Origin of the sequence: Williamsia sp. 1138 (genome assembly GCF_002095435.2) — a bacterium.
Lineage (GTDB): Bacteria > Actinomycetota > Actinomycetes > Mycobacteriales > Mycobacteriaceae > Williamsia.
The window spans coordinates 105,977-127,479 of record NZ_MJEJ02000053.1 but is presented as its reverse complement, the minus strand read 5'-3'; the positions used below and the strand labels follow the sequence as shown (position 1 = coordinate 127,479).

The following is a 21,503-nucleotide window of genomic DNA, read 5'->3' as shown; positions in this document are numbered from 1 at the left end:
CCAGCCTCAGCATCGCCGCGATCGCTCAGAAGCAGGGTTTCGCCCAAGCCACTCACTTCTCGCACCGAGTCCGCAGAACATACGATATGAGCCCCCAATGGCGACAACGCCTTCCGCCATCATAGACCGGCAATACCAACGCACACACAAAGGTTGAAGTAACTTGACGTAATATCTATTATCGGCGTAAAAGTAGGACGAGTGCAAATAGATGAAAGTATTGGTCTCACTGCATCTTCGGGCACAAAAGACCGCTCCGCCTTCTGGCAGCCAACGAGGTCACCTCCACAGATCAAACGGTGCTCGCAGGCCGGACCTCTGACCATCTTTTCCGTCCCGTATCACCGCGCGTCCCGCCTTCAGCTCCACTTGTGCAGCAATACTCAGGCCACCAGCGAAGAACTGTAATCAGAGTTATCCGACGGGCCCAGTGAGCGGGCGCGACCGCGACGGTTCCGCACGGAACCCTGGGGCATGGTCCATCCCGCAGAATGTGGCACATATTTGGGGTTGCAAGTTGAGCGAGCTATTGTTTTGCGCTGTTAATGTTCGAATATGGCCATGGGCTCAAAGGGATACGTGCCGGTGCGTCGTTTCTCGGTGCTGCGTGAGGCTCCGAGTCAGAATTGTCGACAATGAGCCGCCCCATTCAATGTTGTGACGGATCTGCTGCTTCACCTCTTTACAGCATTCCGTACGGACCATACAGATGAGCACCTTTGACCAACTGGCGGCGGCACTTGCCGCGGATCCGCAAGGGCCACCCGGCACTGACCGACTGATTCGTTGGCTCTCGCTGCAGGGGTTGAGCATTGCCTTGTGGCTCACCGGCGCACTGTTGGCTGCGCGCTTTGTTCAATGGGCGGTCGCCCGGGTCACCGACCACATCGATGAACAATTCGTCGAGTCCGACTCTCTGGTCCGGTCTGAAAACGTCAAACATCGACATTCGGTTGCGCAGGTCATCGCGTGGACTGCGTATGCGGTGATCTATCTCGTCGCCGCATTCAGCATCCTGCGCAACGTAGGACTCCCGGTGACCAGTTTCGTGGCTCCGGCCACCGTCTTGGGGGCCGCGCTGGGTTTTGGTGCCCAGCGAATAGTGCAGGACCTGTTGTCGGGATTTTTCATCATCACCGAAAAGCAGTACGGGTATGGAGATGTGGTCAGCCTGGCCATCACCGGGTCCACGGTGCCGGCTGATGGCACGGTCGACGATGTGACCTTGCGGGTCACCAAGTTACGGTCGTCGGACGGCGAGATGATCACCATTCCCAATGGACAGATCATAAAAGCCATCAACTTGTCGAAGGATTGGGCACGATCAGTCGTCGACATACCCGTTCCCATCGGGGCCGACATGACGACGGTGAATGACATTCTCGACCGAGTCGGAACGCACGCATCAGAGGACCCACACCTGGGCAAACTGTTACTCGACAAGCCGACCTCCATGGGGGTCACCCAACTGGAAGTCGACACTGTGACAGTGCGGATGGTCGCACAAACGCTGCCCGGTAAACAGTTCGAGGTGAGTCGAGACCTACGCTCGCGAATAGTCGAAGAGTTTGCGCAGGCCGGGATATCGCTCGCACCGGACTCGCTCGCAGTTGCTTCTCACAGTGCTGCACCGGATGGCGATGACTGATCGGACCCCGCGACCGGACGGGCTTTTCTTCAGGGCGTGGTCTCGTATACCCCGACTGCTTTTCGGCGGTCGTGTCCGCACCACCACGTTGCTGCTCATCATCGTGTTGGTCGGCTCGGCCATTCTGTACGGCAATCGCTCGGAGCATTACAGCAACCTCGACCGGGAAGCAAAGCTGAACGACGTTGCCGACATTCGTTCGTCCTTGACGACGACGACACCCGAGATCGAAGTGCAAGAACCCTCGCAGAGCCTTACCAGCGTCGACCACTCGACGTCAGCATCCGACCAACCGGATGCGTCAGAATCAGGTGCGGAAGATCGGCAGGTATCTGAAGGTCTGCGGGTTCCCGAACTCTCGACGACCAGCGACATACCAACGCCACCGGTCACCACAACCGCGCCCGCACGATGATTGCGGACCAACAGAAGGCCCAAGATCGCCGGCCCACCATGCGATGGCTGTGTGGGTTGGTCCTGTGTTTCGTTCCGATGATCGCCCTTTACCTGAGCCCGTGGAGTTCGAACACCGCCCTGGTCTATCTAGGACTCCTTCCCGCGGTGGTCGCCCTCGAGAGTGGCGTCCGCGTTGCGGCTGTCACCGCGATACTCACGCCGGTGTCGGTGCTTGTCGGACTGCTGGTGGGCGGGTCCGCGTGGAGCGCCGCCGTCTACATCGCGGCGCTCTGCCTTGCTGTGGCATGGTCCTACACCCGCGGGTGGGAGGGACCGGCGACATACGTGGCCAGCCAAGCCGCGCTGGCCGCGATCGCCGTTCCCGGCACCACATTGGTCGACGGCGCACCTAACTCGCCGACCTCGGCCCTGGTCGTCGCAGCGTTCGTACTGCTCGGGGGCCTGTGGGTCGCCTTCATAGGGTCTTTCTTTCTCGACGATCTCCCCCATAGAGACCGCGAGACACCCACCCGCCGCGACCTGTACCGTTTCGCGCTGACGCTCACCGCACTGGCTTTCGTCGGCACGCTCGCAGCCAAACTCGTGCTCCCCGGTGGCCATGCGTGGTGGGTGCTGCTGACAATCTTCGTAGTGCTACAACCAGGAATCGCCGGCAGCACCACACGGACCCTGCATCGAGTACTGGGCACCGTCGGTGGAGGTCTCGTCGCTGCCGTACTCGTGAATCTGATTGGCATCAACACCCTCACCACCGCGATCGGGGTGATCATCGCCGTCCTCAGCGGCATCGCCTACCTCAAGGCACCGTACTGGGCCTTCGCGGCGCTTCTGACGGCCGCACTAATGTGCCTATCCTTCACCCCGGAGACAGTGATGTACGGCTACGCCGAGCGCGCCGGATTCACACTCCTGGGAGCGCTAGCTGTCGCAGTTGTCCTGTCAGTTACAGATCTCATACTCAAGCAGACGTCGAAGGCACACCCGCAACCGACCAAATCCAGCGAGCAGAATGATTAATCTGCTCGCCAAGTGATCGTGGCCGGGCGGTAAACGAGATTCCGTACTTGCACGCCGCTCCCTGACGTTAACCGCCCATTCCCAAGTCCTCCAATCCATTTCGAACCAAACACCGCTATGTAGCCCAGCGAGTTCAAAACCGTTGCCGGTCAGATAACCTGGACCGATCCCACAATGCACTAAGGTCGCTTTCTCGATGTGCAACGTGGACCGCCGTCAGGGCGGGTCCGCCGCGTAGAACATGAGCCAGGAAACGGTATATTGCTCTCGCTCGATTTCGATCCGACAGAGTATGACCGGACAGGATTGCGACGGCGAAAACCGTTAGCAACGTCCAGTAATCGCACTTACGCCGACTCGGTTGACTCTTCCTTGGTATGGACGACGTCGGTCAAATTAAAAATTAGCCGGGCTCTCAGTGACCCCTAAACTTTTAGGGGGTGCAAATTTATGCCATTTCTTTCTCGCTCGGTCGCCCGAAGCGGGCGTTTCCGGTCCCGCCATGAGGGTGATCCATCAGGGGCTGCCGACCAGATGTCGCAGGTTGCGCACACTCGGCCCGTGGCCCCGCAGTCCAGCGCCGATAGGGTATTGCACACGTAGCTAATCCGCGGATTTTTAAGCGACAATTTTGTGCCATTTTTACAACGTGTGCAATTTTTAGATTCATGGACTTGGCGATTGCAGTGGGTTAACTTAACCGCATGTCCAGTTCAGGGCCGGCGAAACCTCGGCTAATCATCAGAAATGTCAACGCTTTCGACGGTGTCTCCGGGCAATTGATCGCCGGCGCCGATGTACTCATCGAAGGCCCCCACATCACCGCGGTCTCGACCTCACCCATCGGCGACGACCCATCTCGCGCGACCACGGTCATCGATGGCGGGGGCCGCTTTCTGATGCCGGGCATGAGTGACGCCCACGTCCACCTGATGGGCAATGCCAACGGCTACCTGGACTTCATCTCGGGCCCGACCGGACTGCTGTTCGCGAACACTCTGTCCGAATCGAAACGGATGCTGCTTCGGGGTTTCACCACCGTCCGCGACATGGGCGGCGACACCGCTCCGGTCAAAACCGTGATCGATCGCGGCGACTTTGCCGGCCCCCGCATCTTCCCCAGCCAGGCAATGATCTCGCAGACCTCCGGACACGCCGATTTCGCATTCGTCTACGAAACCCCGCAGGCCTTCGGAGGTAGTGAAAGTCGCACGGATTCCATCGGTTTCACCCGGGTCGCCGACGGAGTCGACCGGGTTCTCGCCGCGGTCCGCGAGCAACTCCGCAAAGGTGCATCGCAGATCAAACTCACCATTGGCGGCGGCGCCGCATCAATGTATGACCCGCTCTACACACTGCAGTTCACCCCCGACGAAATCCGCGCCGCAGTCTCGGCGGCCGCGGACTACGGAACCTACGTCGCGACACACGTCTACACCGTCCCCGGGATCCAGCGCGCCATCGAGGCGGGCGTGCGATCGATCGAACACGGGCACCTCGCAGACGAGGAGACCGTGGCACTCATCGGCGAAAAGGGTCTCTGGCTCTCGATGCAGCCGTTCGCCGAAGACGACCACCACTACCCGGACCCCGATCGCGCGGACAAGAATCGCCAGATCTGCCACGGCACCGACGACGTCTACGCCTGGGCAAAGAAGCACGGGGTCAAGGTGGCGTTCGGCACCGATCTACTCCTCGAACCAGAATCCGCCCCTCGCCAGAGCGTGATGGCGACGCGACTCGGCGACCACTACAGCAATCTCGAATCGCTGAAAATGCTGACCTCAGGCAACGCGGAGCTCTTCGAGATGTCGGGACAACGCAATCCCTACGGCTCCGCCAAACTCGGCGTCATCGCCGAGGGATCTTGGGCGGACGTCTTGCTGGTCGACGGCAACCCTCTCGAGGACCTGTCCGTCCTCGCCGATCCCGAGAACAACCTCAAGGTCATCATCAAAAACGGCCACGTGTTCAAGAACACCGTGTAGGTCGGAGACCTGACAGAACTGCCGCTTGTAGACACCCCTGCATCGCATCACCCAGACAAGAGGCACCTCGATGTCACAGCTGCACCCAAAGGACAAAGCGCAGTGAACACTGTTGAACCAGGGCACTATCCGCCACACACCTATTCGGACGACCCAGTGCTGCTCGATGCCGAGAGCATCGGGGTCAAAGCATCCGGAGCCCACATCTACGGACCGGTCAACATCCGGGTGTTCGAAGGCGGGGTCACCGTGCTCGCCGGCCCAGGGGGCCGCGGACGCACGGCGTTGCTACTCACCCTTGCCGGGCGGATGAAGCCCACCTCAGGTCACCTCACCGCATTCGGCATCACCGACGCCGCCGGGCACCTGTTCGACAACGCGGCCATCGCCTTCATCGACGAGGTCGACGGAATCGAACAAACCATCAGAGTCCGAGATGTGGTCACCGAGCAGATCCGCTGGGCCGCAGCCTGGTACAAGTGGGTGAGACAGTCCGGACCGGCAGATCTCGAGCGAATCTGCCGCCCCGTCTTCGGCGACCTCCCGACACCACCGATGGACGCCTACGTCGAAGAACTTCCCGAACTCACCGCAGCACTGTTCCGGATCGCCGTCGCCAACATCCATCGGCCGCCTCTGCTCGTGGTCGGCGGAGTCGACCGATTGACCCGGATCAACAACTCACACCTCCTTTTACAGCGTCTCGTCGCACTGGGCGCCTCCCAGACGATCGTCACCGCCGACATCAACGAGGTCAGCCCACAGCATGGCGTGCGCAACGTGATCGCCGTCCACAACCTCACAGACGACGAGTTCGTGGGACTCGAACCAGAAGATCGGACCTGACATGCTTGCCGCGTTCTCGCCAGGAAGCGACTTCAAACGCTACTACCGTGGCACGGTGCCGCGGTTGGCGCTGCTCGTCATCATTCTCATGCCACTGCTGTACGGCGCGATGTACCTCTGGGCATTCTGGAACCCGTTCGCCGCCGCAGACAAAATGCCGGTAGCACTGGTGAACGCAGACAAGGGTGCCACCGTGCAGGGCAAACCGCTGAACGCGGGCGACCAGGTCGTCACCGGACTCATCGATTCCAAACAGCTTGACCTGCATGAGGTCTCGGAGACCGAAGCCGCCGATGGAGTCGCCGACGGCAAATACTACTTCTCGATCACACTGCCCGAGGACTTCAGTGAATCCGTCGCATCGCCCACCGGAGCCACGCCCACATCGGCCGACCTCATCTTCACCTACAACGACGCCAACAACTACCTGGCCACGGTCATCGGACAGGACGCCGCCCTCGAAGTCGTCAACCAGGTCAGCGCCCAAGTCGGCGAACAAACCTTCGACATCGTGCTCAACGGGGTGGGCTCAATCGGCGCGCAACTGCAGCAGGCCTCCGACGGCGCCGACCAACTCAGCGCCGGACTCGTCACCGCGAACACCGGCGCCAAAGAACTCGCAACCAATCTGGTGACAGCGAAAGACGGATCGGCACAGCTCGCCGGCGGCCTGGACCAGCTCGACACCGCCGTCATCACAGCAACTGATCCGATACTCGCCGCCCTGAACAACTCCGGCGGCGGACTCAGCGCGGCCGAGGTCACATCCATCGCCGACCGTCTCGGCACCAACAGCACCGTGGTCGCGGGCGACCTCGTCTCCGCGGCCAACACTCAATCGCAGGCCAGCCAGGCCATCGACACGGTCCTCGCCCAGATGCGATCCAGCTCAGATCCTGCCATCCAGGCCCTGGCCACCACCCTGGCGCCTGCCCAGACCTACCTCTCCACCCAGGGACTCGGACCCGATGCGAACAATCAGCTGACCGCGGTCCGCACCGACGCCCAGGTACTGTCCGCCGAGCTGAACAACCCAGCGAGCCCTCTGCGTAGCGCGATGACGCTGTTCGAGAGCGGCGGCCTACAAAGCGACATCGTCACCGCACGTGCCGCGGCAAACGAGTTGAGTTCCGGCGCCGACCAACTGAGCAGCGGCCTCGTCCAGCTCAGCGACGGTGCCAACCAGCTCTCCGCCGGCACCGTCCAGTTGTCCGCCGGCGCCGACGAACTGGCCTCCGGCCTCACCGAGGGAGTCAAAGCCTTACCAAGCTGGAACGACCAGCAGAAGCAAGAGCTGGCAAAGACGCTGGGCCAACCGGTGACCCTCAAAGAGGACTACACCAACGAAGCACCCACGTTCGGTACCGGCTTCTCACCGTTCTTCATGTCCCTGGCGCTGTTCGTCGGCGGCATCATCACCTGGATGCTCCTGACACCGCTGCAGGCTCGGCCGATAGCCCAGGGACTGTCGAGCTTGCGGGTCGTATTCGCCTCCTATGCCCCGGCTTTCACGATCGGGTTCCTTCAGGCCGCGATCCTGTACACGGTGGTTACCTTCGGGGTCGGCCTCGACGCCAAATATCCGGTGGCAACCTTCGGCTTCCTGTTACTCGTGGTGGCGATGTTCCTGGCGATCATCCAGATGTTCAATGCGGTCTTCGGCACCGCAGTCGGCCGCGTCGTGACGCTGGCCTTCCTGATGCTCCAGCTCGTCTCGGCGGGCGGCATCTATCCCGTGCAGACCACAGCGAAACCCTTCCAGTACATCCACTACGTCGACCCGATGACGTACACGGTGAACGGACTCAGACAGCTCACCGTCGGCGGTGTCGATTCTCGCCTGTGGGTGGCCATCGTTGTCCTGGCATCGATCACGGTCGTCTGCCTGCTGCTCTCGGCCTGGTCGGCACGGCGAAATCGGCAGTACACCATGGACCGCCTCTACCCACCTGTCGAGGTGTAGGAGGCCCACCTACCGGCGCGCACACGCATCCTGGCGACACCGATCCGAACACCCAGCCGCGAGCAATCGAGGAGAATCATGGCACCCCAGAAGCACACCAATGCCCGTCAGACGACCAACATCGGTGAATCACTCTCGCTGAACAACATTTTCGCCCGTCCGGGTGAGGCCACCGAGCTACCGAAGTTCGAGATCCCTGAAGGCATGAGCCTGCCGGAAACGGCCTACCAGATCGTCCACGACGAGGCCATGCTCGACGGTAACGCCCGGCTGAACCTGGCCACCTTCGTCAGCACCTGGATGGACGACGAGGCAAAGCAGCTCTACGCCGAGACCGTCGACAAGAACATGATCGACAAGGACGAGTACCCGCAGACCGCAGCCATCGAGGAGCGGTGCTGGAAGATTCTCGGAAACCTCTGGCATGTCCCCGATGTCGATCAGTCGATCGGGACCTCGACCATTGGTTCGTCCGAAGCGTGCATGCTGGGTGGCCTCGCACTGAAGCGGCACTGGCAGACACGCCGCAAGGCGGCGGGACAGTCGACGGAGAGCCCGAACATCGTCCTCTCCACTGCCGTTCAGGTCTGCTGGGAGAAGTTCTGCAACTATTTCGAGGTCGAGCCACGCTGGGTACCTGTGAGTGAAGATCACCTCGTTCTCGACGGATACGAGCTCGACAAATACGTCGATGAGAACACCATCGGTGTGGTCGCCATCATGGGGCAGACCTACACCGGAATGTACGAGCCGGTCGCCGAGATCGCCAAAGCGCTCGACGCCATTCAGTCCGCCACGGGATTCGATGTGAAGATCCACGTCGACGGTGCATCGGGAGCGATGATCGCGCCGTTCTGTCAGCCCGACCTGGACTGGGATTTCCGAGTTGAGCGAGTGGTGTCGATCAACACGTCGGGACACAAGTTCGGATTGGTGTACCCGGGCGTCGGCTGGATCGTTTGGCGCGACACCGAAGCACTGCCGGAGAGCATGATCTTCCACTGCAGCTACCTCGGCGGAAACATGCCGACCCTGGCCCTGAACTTCTCCCGCCCGGGCGCCCAGGTTCTGCTGCAGTACTACATGTTCTTGCGCTTGGGATTCGAGGGCTTCAAGCAAGTTCAGCAGGGATCGCTCGATGTGGCACAGCACCTCTCGTCGAAGATCGTCGAGATCGGCCCCTTCGAACTGGTCAGCAAGGGCGACACCATCCCGGTCTTTGCCTGGCGACTCAAGAGCGGGCACACCGACAAGTGGAACCTGTACGACCTATCGGATCGCTTGCGGATGAAGGGCTGGCTTGTTCCGGCGTATCCCATGGCCGATGACCTCGCCGACATGACTGTCCAGCGCATCGTCGTGCGAGCAGGCCTCAGCCACGACCTCGCCAACGCACTACTGCGAGATCTCGAAGGCGAGGTGGAGTTCCTCGACCGGCTCTCCGCCCCGATGCCGCGTGAAGAAGCAGGGTCGCACTTCCACCACTGATCCCCGGCCGGGCGGTGCGGGCTGTCCGAGGGGCGCAGCCCGTACCCCCTGTTAGTGCCGGCGAAAGGAACAGCAGGAATGACCACCGCCACAGCGACACCGCACTGGCGCCAGGCAGTACTGACCCCGACGCTGCTCAAGCAGTGCTGGGGATTCATGATCGGCTCGGCGCTCTTTGCGCTGGGCTCTGCGCCCGGATTCGGCACGTGGGCAGGCGCTTCCGCGTCAAACGTGTGCTATTTCGTCGGAGCCTGGTTCTTCACCACCGCGGCGCTCATCCAGTTGTTGCGCAGCGGTGCGGCCACCACCAAGGTCGACTACGGGTCCGGCGTCATGGTGCGGGCCGAATGGCTCGCAGCGGCGACCCAGTTCGTCGGCACCCTACTGTTCAACGTCAGCACCACCGCGGCACTCGACGCACATTCGATACCGGCAGAGAAGCACCTGGTGTGGAGCCCCGATGCCGGTGGTTCCATCGCCTTTCTCATCAGCGGCGTCTTTGTGATCGTCGCCTACACACACACCAGCAGGTTCTGGAAGCCGACCGACCGAGACTGGTGGTCGGCGCAGATCAACCTGATCGGTTGCATCGCTTTCGGGGTCTCCGCAGTCGGCGCCTACATCACCACCGCCGGAGTCGGTGTCGACGCGACCCTGGCGAACACCGGCACCTTCATCGGTGCGTTGTGTTTCCTCGTCGCGTCGCTGATCGTCTTACCCTCGCGGAATCAGACTCCTGCTTGAAGAAAAATCGCCCACCTCGTCTAACCATCTCTAATAGTGTTAACAACCAAAGAATGACGCCCTCACAGTTCAAGGAGTGGACTATGGCGCAGACAGACAGCGAACATGTCGGGACAGGTGGACTAGCACCTCAGGTTATCGAGAGCTGGGAACGCCGCATCGGGGTCGAGTCCGGTAACAGCAGGGCCCAGGAACGCGTTCGACTCAGTGGCCCTGACGGAATGCAGCAATACTGGCAGCATGTGAGGGTCAGCGTGGACGATCCAGACGGGTTCGATTCGATCGTGTACGTTCGTCAGCTGTCGCTGATCGACACGTTTTGTGCGATCCGCACACCATTGCGCGTGGAACGCGACGATCCGCTTATCACCAAGGAGCCCTCCGACGATCTGATCGTCACCGTCAGCACACTTCCGGGCCGCGCTGTCGTCAAGCAGGGCACGCGCGACTACGTCTACCGTCCCGGTCAGCTCGTCATCGTCAGCAATACGGCACCGTATGTAGAGACGACACATTCGGTGTCCGATCCATCCGGGCTAGTCATTCCCCGCAAGCTTCTGGGCGGCGAAAGTGGCGCGGGCGAAGGGGTCCGTCGCCCGGTCGCGGGCCTGACCTCGCTCGCTCGTGCCACTGCCGCTTTCATCAGACAGTTCACGTCGGACACGGCCGTAGGACATGCCAGCGAACCCAAACAGGAGACCGAACTGGCGGCCATCGAACTGGTCCGTGCAGCCCTCGGGCAGCTCAACGACGACAATCGCCCCCTGGTGAACAACGAATTGTTCATCAGGCAGGCCGCCGCGGACCTCATCGAACGCCACCATCGCGACCCCCAGTTCAGCCCAGAGTCCATCTGCCGCGCACTTCATATCAGCCGCCGCCAGCTCTACCGGCACTTCGAGAGCACCGGCGAATCACTGGCAGCCCTGATTGCGGAATCACGCCTACGCACAGCGCACGCCCTGCTTCTCACCAGGGCTGACATGCCGGTCGTCAGTGTCGCCATGGCATCGGGATTCCCCTCCGTTGCCACGATGCGCAACAGATTTCACGCCCGCTACAACAAGAGCCCCAACGAACTGCGGATGTCGTCCCCGTTCAGGGATCGATCGGTGGAAGAAGCCTGTGACTGACAACGAACCCGGCACCCCCTACCCGGTGACCGGCGTACCGAACCTCCGCGACCTCGGCGGCTGGCAGGTCCCCGATCACCGAGAGGTACTCCGAGGCAAAGTGTTCCGATCGACCGAACTCCACAGGCTCGATGCGGACGCACACATGGAGTTCGATCGACTGGGCATCAGAACCGTCTACGATCTCCGGACCCTCGCCGAGCGCACCGCATCCCCCGACCCACATCTCACAGGGATCACCGAGGTCGTACTCGACGTGCTGGCTGACGCGGCAACGGCTATTCCGGCGAACCTCGCGATGCTCGCAGATCCATCTGCGATTCCAGCGGTCTCCGCCGCGCTGGGCGGCGGTCGCGCGTCAGCGCTGATGACCGAGACCTACCGTCAGATCGTCTCGTCGCCGAGCGCACTGGCAGCCTATCGGTCACTGTTCGAGGGACTAGCCGGAGACCACAAGGGCCCCTCCCTGTTTCACTGCACCACAGGAAAAGACCGAACCGGGTGGGCCGCCGCCGCGCTACTGAGCATTCTCGGCGTCGACCGCTCCGACATCTACCACGACTACCTCCTGACGAACGATCAACTGGTTCCCGCGCTGCGCCCAATATTCGACCAATTCGCCGCAGCAGGTGGTGACCCCGACCTCCTCCTGCCAGTCCTCGGGGTCGAACGGAGCTACCTCGAGACCGCCTTCAGCGAGATGGAAGAAGCCTTCGGCGACATCGAGGGCTACTTCAGACAAGGACTAGGAGTCGACGATTCCGTGCCCACGGCGCTGCGAGCCCGACTCGTCCGAACAACCTGACACAACTGCAACGATCAAGAACCCCTGAGAAGGAGTAAATATGTGCACACGAGTGATCTGGCCCGATGCCAACAGATCGGTTCTGGTCGGCCGCAACATGGACTACCACCGCGACACCGCGACCAATCTGTGGAAGTTGCCGCGAGGCATTGTCCGCGACGACGGTGTCCGCGGCGAACTGCAATGGACCGCGCAATACGGAAGCGTGGTGGCCACCGGATTCGACATGATGACTGTCGACGGTATGAACGAAGCCGGGTTGTCGGGACACATCCTCTGGCTTGCCGAGTCGACCTACGGTCCTCGCGACGAGTCCCGCCCGGCATTGAGCATGGCGGTCTGGCTCCAATACTTTCTTGACAACTTCGCTTCCGTCGCCGACGCCGTCGCCTGGATCGATGAGACCGGCGCCCAGGTAGTACCTCTCACCGATCCGACGTCCGGTGAAACACCAGCCATCCATCTCGCACTCGACGACGCCACAGGCGACTCTGCGATCATCGAATACACAGCGGGCAACGCCACGATCTATCACGGTCGCGAGCACCAAGTGATGACCAACTCCCCCACCTACGACCAGCAGATCGAACTCCTCAAAGAGGTCGAGGGCTTCGGCGGGAGTAAACCGCTGCCCGGTTCAACCCTGGCATCTGACAGGTTTGCCCGCGCAGCCTTCTACCTCAGTCGACTCGCGCAACCACAGAGCCAACTCGAAGCAGTTGCCGCGGTATTCAGCGTCATCCGCAACGCGGCTCAACCGTTCCGCAGCCCCGACCCGGGAAAGCCCGACGCTTCCCAGACCATCTGGCAAATTGTTGCAGACCTGACGAACAAGCGGTACGTCTTCGAATCAACCACTCGACCCAACATCGTGTGGGTCAACCTCGATGACCTCGACTTCACCGAGGGATCGGCCGAACTGAAGCTGGATCTCATGAGCAAACTCGCGCTCGAAGGTGGCCTCGCAGGAAACGTCAGCGACAAGTTCGAAGACGACGGCTCGCTCAACCTTCTCTCCCTTGCCATGCTGGAACAACTGGAGACTGGCGCCAAAAGCTAAGCCCCACCGGGAGAGTCACTTTCTTACGGTTTGACGCGAGCAACACCACCGCTCGACCTTCTCCCCAGCGTAGCGTTTCAAGGTCTCAACAAGGTTGTCACCCGGCCCCGCCGCCGATGTGGAGCGCTGTCGGGTGACAGACGATCTGCGACTAGTGACAGCAGTCGACAGTGCCGGCCCGGCGGGTCCCCGATATCTGATGTCGCGCAGTGACATTTGTATCGGACAGCTTCGACGATTTGACCCAATTCTCGACTGTTGTGACGGCCATAGTGGAACCTGCCTCCGCACGGATCCCTAGGGTGGCAGGTTCCGATGTACCACCCCGTGGTCATCAACTGCGCGAGATGAGGTTCAAGCTCTTAATTACGACGCCCATCGGAAGGCAAGGCACTTGGATCAGTGACACCTGGCCGACAGCCTGACCCGCACCAGTCACCGGGGTGATGATTTGTGAAGTCCCGACCGCGTTGCCATCCACAAGCGCGGCCGATGCTCAAGTCAAGGCCAGAGCCTTGAGCTGACGTAATCTTAATTATCGGCGTAACCGTCTGTGACGCACCCCAATTCGTAACCAGTGACGAAATGCTGTTGGCGGTGTTCGGGCAGTTTCCTAGTAGATTCTGACCCGCCAACCAAGCCCTGAACCTCCGCCGGGCCTGCAACCACGGATAGTGGCAGATGGGCTAGACGTTCGTCGAGCCATTCGTCAGTGTCGGAACTGCGGCGTCCGGCGTATTGCTCATTCAGCCGAGTGCCACGAACGAACTCTGGAGTTCCAGTTCCACGGCGGCCTGTCGGCATGTCAGCTAGTGACGCAGGAATGGTCTTTGCTCGCAAGGCCGTACTCTTCGTCGGTGACCGGCGAAAGCCATTCGGCCGCGTCGTGGTCGTCGTCGGCTTCGTTGATGGCCAGATGAACTATGAGACGGTCGGGTGCGGCTCCGTGCCAGTGTTCTTCGTCGGCTTCGAATAGGACTCGATCGCCGGGGCGGATGACCTCGATCGGTCCGCCACGGCGCTGACACAGCCCCACTCCCTCGGTCACGAAGACGGTTTGACCGAGTGCGTGGCGGTGCCAGTGTGTCCGGGCACCGGGCATGAAGTGCACCAGGTTGGCCGACACCCGCGACGGAGATGGCGCAGCGGCGACGACGTCGATGTAGACATCCCCGGTGAACCAGTCCTGGGGGCCCTTGGCGGTCTGGATGGAACTGCGAACGATCTGCATGATCAAGCTCTCCTTCGACGTGGGTTTTGGTGTTTCAGGACTGGACGTCGCTTCGTTCGGCAGCCCACGAGCCGAGCAGCCTCAGTCGCTCAGCGCTCGGCGAGCCCGGTTCTGCGGTGTAGACCATCATGATCGACCCGGGATCGGCGGTGATCACGAGTTCCTCGTACGCCAGGCTCACCTCGCCGACAACGGGGTGGTTGAAACGTTTGGTACCCGACCCGTGGGGTGCGCACGTTGTGCGCACCCCACAAGGTCCGGAATACGTCGCTGCGCGTGGATAGTTCACCGACCAGATCCTGCAGACCCTTGTCGTAGGGATCCCGGCCGGCCTCGGCCCGCATGATCGAGACACACATTTCGGCGAACAGATCCCAGTCGGGGTAGAAGTCTTTCGAGGCCGGGTCGAGGAACTGGAATCGGGCGAGGTTGGGTACACGCCCACCATCACCGATGACCGGTGAATAGAACGCTGCGCCACGAGCCCTAGCCTCTCTCCGCGTTAAAAGTTCTGCAATTTGGTCTGCGGTCGCGTTTGTGTCGCCGCTCGCGTCAGACGTTTATGGGCTACGGCTTCGACGAGAGCCGCTTCATCAGGGGGCAAGTCTGTCCTCTCCGCTGCAAGCAGCTTCGCCACACGCGCGAAGAAGACATGTTCGCGAACTCCAAACTCCACCCAGATATCCTCGGCGAGACCTCCTCCGTAGTGATACCAGCGTCGAGCGAACTCCAACACCCTGCGTGTCTCTGGCGAATCTGCTTCTGTGAGTTCCTCTGTACTCATTAACCGTAGAACCTTTCGATTTCTTCTATGGTCGTCATCACTCCAGTTCGATGAGGAGGTCGCCGCCTTCGACGCTGGTGACCGAGGAAATGGCGACGCGTTTGATGGTGCCGCCTTGGGGTGCGGTGATGGCGGCTTCCATTTTCATGGCTTCGATGGAGCCGATGGCGGCGCCGGCGGCGAGGGTTTCACCGGGTTCGACGACGATGGTCACGACGCCTCCGAAGGGTGCGGCGATGTGTTTGGGGTTACCTGCCACAGCTTTTTCGGCAGCGGTGTCGGTGACATCCAAGGACCGGTCCCGGACCTGGACCGGGCGCAGTTGTCCGTTGAGAATGCACATGACTGTGCGCATCCCCCGCTTGTCGGGTTCGCTGATCGCCTCCAACCCGATCAACAACTCCACACCGGGTTCGAGTTCCACGCGGTGCTCGTCGCCGTAGCGCAGGCCGTAGAAGAACTGATTCGCCGACAACCTGGAGGTGTCGCCGTAGGCCTTCTGGTGTTCTTCGTACTCTTTGGTGGGTCCCGGGAACAGCAACCGATTTAATGCCGCCCGCCGCACCTTCTCCTCAGGCGATTCCAACTGCTCGGTGTCTTCATCTGACAGCTCCACCACAGGTTTGGGTTCCGCTCTTCCTTCCAACGCACGGGTGCGCAGGGGTTCGGGCCAACCACCGGCCGGATCGCCGAGTTCTCCACGCAGGAACCCGATCACCGAATCGGGGATGTCATAGGCGGTGGGATCGGTGGCGAACTCGTCGGCCGAGACCCCGCGCCCGACCAGGGTGAGGGCGAGGTCGCCGACGACCTTCGACGACGGGGTGACCTTGATCAACCGTCCGAGCATCCGGTCGGCGTCGGCGTACGCGCCTTCGACGTCTTCGAACCGGTCCCCCAACCCCAACCCGATGGCTTGCTGGCGCAGGTTCGACAGCTGCCCACCGGGGATCTCGTGGGTGTACACCCGCCCCGTCGGGGCGGGGAGGCCGGACTCGAACGGCGCGTACACCTTGCGCTGCGCTTCCCAATAGGGCTCGATGTCGCACACCGATGCGAGGTCCAGGCCGGTGTCGTAGTCGGTGTGCGCGGTCGCCGCCACGATCGCCGACAACGCCGGCTGCGATGTGGTGCCGGCCATCGCCGCACTGGCGCCGTCAACAGCATCGGCCCCGGCGGTCCAGGCCGCCAAATAGGTCGCGAGCTGCCCGCCGGGGGTGTCGTGGGTGTGCACATGCACCGGCAGGTCAAACCGGCTCCGCAACGCCGACACCAGGATCGACGCCGCCTGCGGCCGCAGCAAGCCGGCCATGTCTTTGATCGCCAGAATGTGTGCGCCCGCCTCGGCGATCTGCTCGGCCAACCGCAGGTAGTAATCGAGGGTGTAGAGATCCTCGCCGGGATTCGACAGATCCCCCGTGTACGAGAGGGCGACTTCGGCGATGGTGGTGCCGGTCTCGTTCACCGCGTCGATCGCCGGCCGCATCTGATCAACGTTGTTGAGGGCGTCGAAGATCCGGAAGATATCGATACCGGTCGCCGCAGCTTCCTTCACGAACGCGGTCGTGACCGATTCCGGGTAGGGGGTGTAGCCGACCGTGTTGCGGCCGCGGAGCAGCATCTGCAGGTTGATGTTCGGCATCGCCTCGCGCAGCTCGGCCAGGCGCTCCCACGGGTCTTCCTTCAGGAACCGCAGTGCGACATCGTAGGTGGCGCCGCCCCAGCACTCGACCGACAACAGTTGCGGCGTCAGCGCGGCCACATACGGCGCCACCGCGACCAAACCGCTGGTCCGCACCCGCGTCGCCAGCAACGACTGATGAGCATCACGGAATGTGGTGTCGGTGACGCCCAACGCTGTCGATGCCCGCAGATCCGCAGCAAACCCGGCGGGGCCGAGTTTCAACAGCCGCTGCCGGGACCCATCGGGCGGCGACGACAGCAACGAGGCGTCAATCTCAGGGAGCTTGTCGCGCGGATACACCGTCGCCGGGCGCTCCCCGTGCGGCTTGTTGACCGTCACATCCGCCAAATAGTTCAAAATCCTGGTGCCGCGGTCCGCCGACACCCGTGAGGTCAGTAGTTGTGGGCGTTCTTCGATGAACGAGGTGGTGACCCGGCCTTCGCGGAAATCGGGATCATCCAAGACCGCTTGCAGGAACGGGATGTTGGTGGCCACCCCGCGGATCCGGAACTCGGCCACCGCCCGCCGTGCTCGTGCTACCGCGGTCTCGAAATCACGCCCACGGCACGTGAGTTTGACCAGCATCGAATCGAAATGCGCACTGACCTCAGCACCCAGGGTGGCGCCACCATCGAGGCGCACTCCCGCACCGCCCGGGGTGCGGTACGCGGTGATCCGGCCCGTATCGGGGCGGAACCCATTCGTCGGGTCTTCGGTGGTGATCCGGCACTGCAACGCCGCACCACGGATCTGCACCGCCTCCTGCGACAACCCCAAATCCTCGAGTGATTCTCCGGAGGCAATGCGCATCTGCGACTGCACCAGATCCACATCGGTGATCTCCTCGGTCACCGTGTGCTCGACCTGGATACGCGGGTTCATCTCGATGAACACATGCTGGCCCTCACGGTCGACGAGGAACTCGACCGTCCCGGCACACGAATATCCGATCTTGCGGGCGAACGCGACGGCATCAGCGCAGATCTTCTCCCGCAACCCCGGCGGCAAATTGGGTGCCGGAGCCAACTCGATGACCTTCTGATGACGACGCTGCACCGAACAATCCCGCTCGAACAAATGCATCACATTGCCGTGCTGATCGGCCAGGATCTGCACCTCGATATGCCGCGGCTCGATCACCGCCTGCTCCAAGAACACCGACGGATCACCAAACGCCGAATCCGCCTCCCGCGCCGCGGCCTCGATCGCCTCCCGCAAACCCTCGATGGTCTCCACCCGCCGCATCCCACGGCCACCACCACCTGCAATCGCCTTCACGAACACCGGGAACGTCATCGCCTGCGCCGCAGCCATCAACGCATCCACATCCGACGACGCCTCGCTCGAGGCCAACACCGGCAGACCCGCCGCCTTCGCCGCAGCGATCGCCCGCGCCTTGTTACCCGTCAACTCCAAAATCTCCGCCGACGGACCCACAAAGACGATCCCCGCCTCCGCGCACGCCGCCGCCAGATCAGGGTTCTCCGACAAAAAGCCGTACCCCGGATAGATCGCATCAGCACCCGCACGCTGCGCGGCGGCGATGATCTCAGGCACCGACAAATACGTCCGCACCGGATGACCCGGCTCCCCGATCTGATACGCCTCATCAGCTTTCAACCGATGAACAGAATTACGGTCCTCATACGGAAACACCGCCACCGTCCCCGCACCCAACTCATACGCCGCACGAAACGCACGAATCGCGATCTCACCACGATTAGCCACCAACACTTTGTTGAACACCCGCTGTCATCCCTTCTTTCAGCGGTGTCGCCGCTGTTCGGTAGTCACGAACGCTCTCGGGTAGGGTCGCGCGCCGGGACGGCCGTGTCGTTTGCTCTCATGCGTGCATGTAAACGGATTTCGTCTCGAGGAACTCTCGGAGTCCGTGTGCGCCGAACTCACGGCCGTTTCCGGACTGCTTGTAGCCGCCGAACGGTGCGCGGTTGTCCAGTGGTGCGCCGTTGATGTGGACCATCCCGGTGCGGAGCCGGCGGGCGACCTCGAGGGCTCTGTCCTCGTTGTCGGAGAATACTTTTCCGGACAGCCCGTACTCGGAGTCGTTGCTCATCGCGATAGCCGCATCCTGGTCGGTGTAGCCCGTCACCACCAACACCGGCCCGAACACTTCTTCGCGCCAGATCCGCATCTCAGGTGTCACGTGACTAAATACAGTTGGTTGCACGTAGTAGCCCCTGTCCATGCCCTCCGGGCGGCCCAGGCCTCCTACCACCAACTGGGCCCCTTCTTTGATCGCCGAGTCGATGAGGTCTTGAACTTTGTCGAACTGCTGTTGAGAGACGACGGGGCCGACCTGGGTTGCTGTATGACTCGGGTCGCCCACCGCGACAGTGGCCGTGGCCTTGCGGGCAATGGCCGCGACGTCGGAAAGAGACTCCGCTGGGACCAGGAGTCGTGAACCGGCGTTGCATGACTGTCCTGAGTTCTGGTACATCGCAAGAACTTCACCGGTGACAACGTGCTCGAGGTCGGCGTCGTCGAGGACGATGCTTGCTGATTTTCCACCGAGCTCCTGGGCAACGCGCTTGACCGTACTCGCGCTTGTGCGTGCCACCTCGACGCCGGCGCGGGTCGAGCCCGTGAACGACATCATCGCCACGTCAGGATGTCGCGACAACGCGGCCCCGACCGTCTGCCCATCGCCGTTCACCAAGTTGAACACCCCCGCGGGCACGCCGGCTGCAGCGAGCGCTTTGGTGAACACGATCGCATTGAGAGGCGCGATCTCTGAAGGTTTCAACACCATCGTGCATCCGGCGGCTAATGCCGGGGCGACCTTCGCCGCGATCTGATTCAACGGCCAATTCCATGGGGTAATCAGGCCGCACACACCGATAGGTTCGTGTACCACGCGGGTCGTGCCGATGCGCTCGTCGAATGCAAACTGCTTGAGAGCCTCCACAGTCGCCGTGAAGTGGCCTAGACCGGAAGGAACGTGCGCCTCGCGGGCGAGCATCACCGGCGCCCCCATCTCCATGCTCAACGTGGTCGCCAATTCCTCCCCGTACTTGCGATACGAGTCGATGACCGCCTCGAGGAGCGCGACACGGTCATCCACGCTGCTGCGACCGTACGTCTCGAACGCATTGCGAGCGGCCTGCACTGCGCGGTCGACGTCGGCGGCATCACCCATCGACACGGTGGCGCATACCGATCCGTCCGCGGGGTTGCTGACCTCGATGGGCGAGCCAGCCAGCGGACCGGTCCATGTGCCGTCGATGTAGAGCGAGCGATCGATATTCATCATTTCCTCCGTCGTCCTTCCTCGGACAGGCTCCGTATTGTCAAGGATTAACAATGAGCTTAGAGTGACCTGCAGCACTGCGTCAACACAGTGGGCTGATCACAACGCGGCAGACTCCGCAGACACCTCTACGACGCATCGAACAGTGCGGCCTGTAAGCGAACACATGGAAGGCAATATGAAGATCACGTCGATCGAGACCCTCGCCTGCGACGCAGGGTGGCGCAACTACCACTTCCTGAAAATCGCCACAGACGAGGGCATCACCGGGTGGGCTGAGTTCGACGAAGCGTTCGGCCCTCCCGGACTGGCAGAGGTCATCGAGCAGTACGGCCGGCGACTGATTGGTCGAGATGCTTTCAGTCACGAACTGCACTATGTGACGCTCGCGTCTACTGCACGCCCAGCGCCACACGGGCTGACCGCGGAAGCATTCGGCGCCATCGAGAACGCGTTGCTCGATATCAAAGCCAAGGCCCTTGGAGTACCGGTCTATGAACTCCTGGGCGGGAAAGTTCGCGATCGCGTCCCGATATATTGGTCGCACTGCGCCAGTTGGCGAATCAATCACCCCCAGTACTACCCGCCGGCGATCCGCGACCTCAACGGCGTACGAGAAGCAGGCATCGAAGCTCGCGAGCGTGGGTTCACCGCGGTCAAGACCAACATGTTCGTTCACCAACCCAGCGGTGCGCGAGCATGGATGGCCGGCTTCGGAGCACCCTTCGAGCCGGGGCTAAACGTCGACCGCACACTCATTGCGAGTGTTGTGGCACACATGGAAGCACTGCGCGACGGCGTAGGCGAGGGCGTAGACATTCTGCTCGATCTGAACTTCAACGCCCGGACCGAAGGATTCCTCAAACTGCTGCGCGCACTTGATGGTTTCGACCTCTTCTGGGTCGAACTCGACCTACATAATCCTGAGGCCCTCGCATACATCCGCCAGCACTCCAAACAGCCGATCGCTTCGCTGGAGACGTTGTTCGGAGTTCGCCAGTTCAACCCCTACTTTCGGGCCCAGTCGGTCGACGTGGGCATTGTCGATGCCATCTGGAATGGGACCTGGCAAGCGATGAAGATCGCCGCAACAGCCGAGGCTCACGACGTGAACATCGCGCCGCACAATTTTTACAGCCACCTCGCAACGATGACCAATGTGCATTTCGCGGCCGCCGTCCCGAACCTGCGAATAATGGAGCACGACGTCGATCGACTTCCGTGGGACGACGAACTGTTCGACTCGGCACCCCAGATCGTCGAGTCAGCGCTCGTCGTACCCGACGCTCCGGGATGGGGTATCACGCCCAACGAAGACGCGATCCGGGCCCATCCCCCCAAGGTGCACACGGACTATCTCGGGTTCTCGACCACCTGACGCCGAAATATTGACTTCGAATAGTGATCTACGCAACACTCACACTGTT

Annotated in this window: 15 protein-coding genes and 1 pseudogene; 12 read left to right on the top strand and 4 right to left on the bottom strand. The window is 61.7% G+C overall.

Annotation, left to right across the window (positions count from 1 at the left end):
- Positions 1-709: 709 nt before the first annotated feature.
- From BH683_RS25535 to BH683_RS25485, 11 genes are all read left to right on the top strand, one after another.
- Positions 710-1,648: a mechanosensitive ion channel family protein gene (locus BH683_RS25535; RefSeq protein ID WP_084839101.1), complete on the top strand. Its 939-nt coding sequence runs from the start codon at positions 710-712 to the stop codon at positions 1,646-1,648.
- Entirely contained in the window at positions 1,641-2,063 is a 423-nt protein-coding gene (locus tag BH683_RS25530; RefSeq protein WP_143696132.1) for a hypothetical protein, read from the top strand. The genes BH683_RS25535 and BH683_RS25530 overlap by 8 nt, the downstream gene beginning before the upstream one ends.
- 77 nt (positions 2,064-2,140) lie before the next feature.
- Positions 2,141-3,082 carry an FUSC family protein gene (locus BH683_RS25525; protein ID WP_168187130.1) on the top strand — a complete coding sequence of 314 codons (942 nt, stop codon included), beginning with the start codon at positions 2,141-2,143 and terminating at the stop codon, positions 3,080-3,082.
- Between the two features lie 704 nt (positions 3,083-3,786).
- Entirely contained in the window at positions 3,787-5,070 is a 1,284-nt protein-coding gene (locus tag BH683_RS25520; RefSeq protein ID WP_084839098.1) for an amidohydrolase family protein, read from the top strand.
- Between the two features lie 102 nt (positions 5,071-5,172).
- The gene (locus BH683_RS25515; protein ID WP_246833593.1) at positions 5,173-5,916 is read left to right on the top strand and encodes an ATP-binding cassette domain-containing protein; all 744 of its coding nucleotides are present in this window, start codon (positions 5,173-5,175) and stop codon (positions 5,914-5,916) included.
- A 1-nt stretch (position 5,917) separates the two neighbouring features.
- Positions 5,918-7,879: a YhgE/Pip domain-containing protein gene (locus BH683_RS25510; RefSeq protein WP_084839097.1), complete on the top strand. Its 1,962-nt coding sequence runs from the start codon at positions 5,918-5,920 to the stop codon at positions 7,877-7,879.
- Between the two features lie 78 nt (positions 7,880-7,957).
- Positions 7,958-9,367: a glutamate decarboxylase gene (locus BH683_RS25505; RefSeq protein ID WP_084839096.1), complete on the top strand. Its 1,410-nt coding sequence runs from the start codon at positions 7,958-7,960 to the stop codon at positions 9,365-9,367.
- Between the two features lie 78 nt (positions 9,368-9,445).
- Positions 9,446-10,111, top strand: coding sequence for a hypothetical protein (locus tag BH683_RS25500; RefSeq protein WP_084839095.1), 666 nt, complete (start codon positions 9,446-9,448; stop codon positions 10,109-10,111).
- Positions 10,112-10,194: 83 nt separating this feature from the next.
- Positions 10,195-11,244, top strand: a complete 1,050-nt coding sequence (locus tag BH683_RS25495; RefSeq protein ID WP_084839094.1) for an AraC family transcriptional regulator — start codon at positions 10,195-10,197, stop codon at positions 11,242-11,244.
- The gene (locus tag BH683_RS25490; RefSeq protein ID WP_084839093.1) at positions 11,237-12,049 is read left to right on the top strand and encodes a tyrosine-protein phosphatase; all 813 of its coding nucleotides are present in this window, start codon (positions 11,237-11,239) and stop codon (positions 12,047-12,049) included. Before BH683_RS25495 ends, BH683_RS25490 begins: the two co-directional genes overlap by 8 nt.
- A 40-nt stretch (positions 12,050-12,089) precedes the next feature.
- Positions 12,090-13,109: a linear amide C-N hydrolase gene (locus BH683_RS25485; RefSeq protein ID WP_084839092.1), complete on the top strand. Its 1,020-nt coding sequence runs from the start codon at positions 12,090-12,092 to the stop codon at positions 13,107-13,109.
- A gap of 805 nt (positions 13,110-13,914) precedes the next feature.
- Here the strand turns inward: BH683_RS25485 and BH683_RS25480 are convergent.
- The 4 genes and pseudogenes from BH683_RS25480 to BH683_RS25465 form a co-directional block, all read right to left on the bottom strand.
- Complete coding sequence (locus BH683_RS25480) at positions 13,915-14,340, bottom strand: cupin domain-containing protein (RefSeq protein ID WP_084839091.1); 426 nt, start codon at positions 14,338-14,340, stop codon at positions 13,915-13,917.
- Positions 14,341-14,374: 34 nt separating this feature from the next.
- A pseudogene (locus tag BH683_RS25475) lies at positions 14,375-14,813 on the bottom strand (transcriptional regulator); the annotation flags it as partial.
- Between the two features lie 348 nt (positions 14,814-15,161).
- The gene (locus BH683_RS25470; RefSeq protein WP_084839090.1) at positions 15,162-18,554 is read right to left on the bottom strand and encodes a pyruvate carboxylase; all 3,393 of its coding nucleotides are present in this window, start codon (positions 18,552-18,554) and stop codon (positions 15,162-15,164) included.
- 97 nt (positions 18,555-18,651) lie between these two features.
- Positions 18,652-20,076 carry an aldehyde dehydrogenase family protein gene (locus tag BH683_RS25465; RefSeq protein WP_084839252.1) on the bottom strand — a complete coding sequence of 475 codons (1,425 nt, stop codon included), beginning with the start codon at positions 20,074-20,076 and terminating at the stop codon, positions 18,652-18,654.
- 178 nt (positions 20,077-20,254) lie between these two features.
- On the opposite strand from BH683_RS25465, the gene BH683_RS25460 reads away from it, so the two are divergent.
- Complete coding sequence (locus BH683_RS25460) at positions 20,255-21,454, top strand: mandelate racemase/muconate lactonizing enzyme family protein (protein WP_084839251.1); 1,200 nt, start codon at positions 20,255-20,257, stop codon at positions 21,452-21,454.
- Positions 21,455-21,503 lie beyond the last annotated feature (49 nt).

Excerpts from the sequence above, each read along its gene's own strand:
- BH683_RS25460 (WP_084839251.1), top strand. The coding sequence starts at position 20,255 with ATGAAGATCACGTCGATCGAGACCCTCGCCTGCGACGCAGGGTGGCGC.
- BH683_RS25480 (WP_084839091.1), bottom strand. The coding sequence starts at position 14,340 with ATGCAGATCGTTCGCAGTTCCATCCAGACCGCCAAGGGCCCCCAGGAC.
- BH683_RS25510 (WP_084839097.1), top strand. The coding sequence starts at position 5,918 with ATGCTTGCCGCGTTCTCGCCAGGAAGCGACTTCAAACGCTACTACCGT.
- BH683_RS25465 (WP_084839252.1), bottom strand. The coding sequence starts at position 20,076 with ATGAATATCGATCGCTCGCTCTACATCGACGGCACATGGACCGGTCCG.
- BH683_RS25525 (WP_168187130.1), top strand. The coding sequence starts at position 2,141 with ATGATCGCCCTTTACCTGAGCCCGTGGAGTTCGAACACCGCCCTGGTC.
- BH683_RS25535 (WP_084839101.1), top strand. The coding sequence starts at position 710 with ATGAGCACCTTTGACCAACTGGCGGCGGCACTTGCCGCGGATCCGCAA.
- BH683_RS25485 (WP_084839092.1), top strand. The coding sequence starts at position 12,090 with ATGTGCACACGAGTGATCTGGCCCGATGCCAACAGATCGGTTCTGGTC.
- BH683_RS25505 (WP_084839096.1), top strand. The coding sequence starts at position 7,958 with ATGGCACCCCAGAAGCACACCAATGCCCGTCAGACGACCAACATCGGT.
- BH683_RS25530 (WP_143696132.1), top strand. The coding sequence starts at position 1,641 with ATGACTGATCGGACCCCGCGACCGGACGGGCTTTTCTTCAGGGCGTGG.
- BH683_RS25495 (WP_084839094.1), top strand. The coding sequence starts at position 10,195 with ATGGCGCAGACAGACAGCGAACATGTCGGGACAGGTGGACTAGCACCT.
- BH683_RS25520 (WP_084839098.1), top strand. The coding sequence starts at position 3,787 with ATGTCCAGTTCAGGGCCGGCGAAACCTCGGCTAATCATCAGAAATGTC.
- BH683_RS25500 (WP_084839095.1), top strand. The coding sequence starts at position 9,446 with ATGACCACCGCCACAGCGACACCGCACTGGCGCCAGGCAGTACTGACC.